This window comes from Phormidium sp. FACHB-592, assembly GCF_014695795.1.
In the GTDB taxonomy this organism is placed as follows: Bacteria; Cyanobacteriota; Cyanobacteriia; order Leptolyngbyales; family Leptolyngbyaceae; genus Stenomitos.
Window position 1 is genome coordinate 1 of record NZ_JACJOZ010000001.1, and the last position, 3,629, is coordinate 3,629.

Sequence of the window (3,629 nt, forward strand, 5' to 3'; positions counted from 1 at the left end):
ACCAAAGTTGATCAACTCCTCGCTGAGTTAACACCAGCAAGCGTTGCTTCCGTCACAGGTTACCCCTTCATCTTGGATGCCCTATCTGCCTTGAACGCCGTTTAAATTGGTATCACTAGTTTTTTCCGCGATCCAGAAACCTTTGAGCAGTTAAAAACGCAGGTTCTGCCCACCATTAACCAAAACAAAACGGCTGACACTCCGATGCGGATTTGGGTCGCAGGGTGTTCTACGGGGGAAGAGGTTTACTCGATCGCCATTTGCTTATTAGAATTTCTCAGCGATCGTGCCACCATACCGCCGATCCAAATTTTTGCTACCGATATCAGCGAAGCGGCGCTCAGTAAAGCCAGGGTCGGCTTCTACTTAGAAAACCAGCTTGGAGGAGTTTCACCCGATCGGCTCAACCGCTTCTTTGTTCCTATATCGGGGGGGTATCAAATTAGCAGCAACCTCCGGGAACTGTGTGTCTTTGCCCGACACAATTTAGGAGGCGATCCGCCGTTCTCCAACCTTGACTTGATTAGCTGTCGCAACGTGCTGATTTATTTATCAGATACATTGCAAGAGCGCATCATGTCCCTTTTTCATTACAGTCTTAACTTAAACGGCTTTTTGCTGCTGGGCACTTCCGAAAGCATCAAGACTGCCTCAGACTTGTTTACCTCAGTCCACGAATCTGCCAAAATTTACGCTCGCAAATTGACCTTGACTCGTCCGCTGTTTTCGTTCACGACCCGTTCTTATCCTCTGGTCAGCGGCGAGAGTCAGCAGCGAATCGCTGAGACCATTACCAATACGTTTGATTTAGCGCGAGAAGTCGCTCAACTCATCTCAAATCGCTACGCGCCAGTGTCCGTCGTGGTAAACGACCAAATGCGCATTCTCCACCTGCGCGGAGATACCGATCCCTACCTGAAACTGCCTCCCGGAACGACTGACTTAAACCTCCTGTTGATGGCACGGGAAGGCTTGGCGGTGCCGCTTCGCACGGTAATTTATCAAGCTCAAACCCAAAACACCTCGGTTCGGCAAGAACAAATTCAGCTTGAATTGGGTGAGCGCCCAACTTGCCTCAATCTAGAAGTGATTCCCTTCCAACCGACGATCGCCGATGGGCTGTATTTTTTGGTCATTTTTGAAGCAGTTTTACCTCCGGTCACTTCCTTTACTGCCACTTCAGTTGAACGCCAGGAACTCGAAGATTTGGAGCGTGAAATCATTCAGCTTCGTCAAGCCCTGTCAGCCTCAACTCAACGAGAGCTTTCAGCACAAGCGCATTTGCAGGCAGTGATTCAAGAACACAACTATCTCAACCAGAGCCTGCGAGTGGCAAACGAAGAAATCTTGTCGAGTAATGAGGAGTTGCAAAGCACTAATGAAGAACTCCAAACGGCTAAAGAGGAAATCCAGGCGACGAACGAGGAACTCACCACCACCAACGAAGAACTCCGGAACCGCAATCTGCAACAAAACCGAGACAATAGCGACCTGAACAACTTTATTGACAGCCTCAGTGTACCGATCTTGATGCTGACGAATGATTTGAGAATTCGCCGCTTCACCCCCACTGCTCAGCGCCTGTTCAACTTCATTTCCACCGATGTCGGACGACCGTTTAACGACTTCCGCACCGATTTTGACGTTTCTCACCTAGAAGCGATGACGTTAGAGGTGCTGGAGACACTCAACACGGGAGAACAAGAAATTCAAACTCAATCTGGCTATTGGTATTCCCTGCGAATTCGTCCCTATCGCACAACCGAAAACCAAATTGACGGGGTGACGATGGTGTTTCTCGATATCGACGCGCTTAAACGCCATGCAGCAGTCTTAGAGGCAGAGCGGAACTATGCAGAAGCGATCGTCGAGACAGTGCAAACCCCTTTAGTGGTGCTGGATGTCGAGCTACGAGTGAAGACGGTCAATCGAGCGTTCTACAATATGTTTCAGGTTTCTGAATCTGAAACCAAGCAATCTTTTTGGTTTGAGCTAGGCAATGAACAGTGGAACATTCCCCAACTGCGATCGCTTCTAGAAGAGGTTTCGACCAGCGAGCGGCAGGTTCAAAATTTTGAGGTGGATCATTATTTTGAGCAGATTGGGCACAAAACGATGCTGCTGAATGCCTGCAAGCTGCAACGAGCAGACAACGCTGACATGATTTTGCTGGCGATCGCAGACATCACCGAACGGAAGCGATTTGAAGTGGAGCAGGCAGCCCGTCAGATAGCGGAAGATGCCAACCGAGTCAAAGATGAATTTCTCTCAAACCTCTCGCATGAACTCCGCAATCCCCTCAACGTGATGCTGGGTTGGGCACAAATGCTCCGCGCCCGCACCTTAAATGAAGCCACTGCCGCTCGCGCTTTAGAAGTAATTGAGCGGAGTGCCAGAGCGCAAGCCCAGCTCGTTGAAGATATTTTAGATACCTCTCGGATTGCCAGTGGCAAGCTCAAGCTCCGCACTCACCCGCTTGATTTGCGCCTTGTGGTGCAAGCTGCGATCCAGACCGCTCAGTTATCTGCCGAAGCCAAAAACATTCAAATCATGGCTCAGTTGAGTTCTCAAACCATCGTCGGGGATGCCGATCGCTTGCAGCAAGTCTTCTGGAATTTGTTGTCAAACGCCATTAAGTTCACTCCACCGAATGGACGCGTTGAGGTTACACTGGAGGCTATTCAAGGGCAGGCTCAAATCCAAGTAGCCGACACTGGACAGGGCATTTCAGCCGATTTGTTACCCTATATTTTTGATCGCTTCCGTCAAGGCGATTCCAGCACCACGAAAGCGAAGGCAGGTCTAGGTCTAGGACTCTCGATCGTGCGCCATATCGTTGAACTGCATGGCGGCACAGTGCAAGCAGCCAGCTCAGGTGAAGGACAAGGAACAACGCTGACCGTCAGGTTGCCCCTGCGCGATCTTCCCCAAGCATCTACACCGTCGAGCGGTTCAGATTCGACGGCATTAGAACGTTCGAGCGATCTGGTTTCTTCTTTAGCAGGCTTGCAGATTTTAGCGGTTGATGATGAAGCTGATACCTGTGAGCTAATCAAGTTTGTGCTAGAAGATTATGGGGCTGAAGTACAGAGCACCTCATCTGCCAGAGACGCTTTATCCGCTTTGAATCAAGCTCCCAGTCGGTACAATGTGCTGATTTGCGACATCGGCATGCCAGAAAAAGACGGCTACTGGTTGATTCAGCAAGTGCGATCGTTGAGTTCAGACGCGGGAGGACAAATCCTCGCCATCGCCTTGACTGCCTATGCTAGTGAAGCTGAACAACAACGAGCGATCGGGGCTGGGTTTCAACGTCATATGGCAAAACCTGTAGATCCAGAGGCATTAGTCAGAGCAATCCTGTCAATCCACACATCTTCAACGGAAAAAACTGGATAAAATCGGTGTTGTTTCGCTAGTGACAAGACTATATGGCATTGAGCCGAGATACGTGGAATTTAGTGCCACGGAACTTTATAACGCTCATGCAGTAAGACTTATACGCCTTTGTATAGCAATGGTTGCTGTTGGCGAACAGCCCAATTGTCGAAAATTCCTGTATTTTGTAGTACACAAGGGCTCCTACAGTAGAGCAAGGTCAACAGCTTCATTAGGGCAGTAGCATGAGC

Annotated in this window: 1 protein-coding gene; it reads left to right on the forward strand. The window is 49.5% G+C overall.

Annotated features, from left to right (window positions below; genetic code table 11):
• Positions 1 to 111 precede the first annotated feature (111 nt).
• The gene (locus tag H6F86_RS00005; protein WP_347240056.1) at positions 112 to 3,399 is read left to right on the forward strand and encodes a CheR family methyltransferase; all 3,288 of its coding nucleotides are present in this window, start codon (positions 112 to 114) and stop codon (positions 3,397 to 3,399) included.
• Positions 3,400 to 3,629 lie beyond the last annotated feature (230 nt).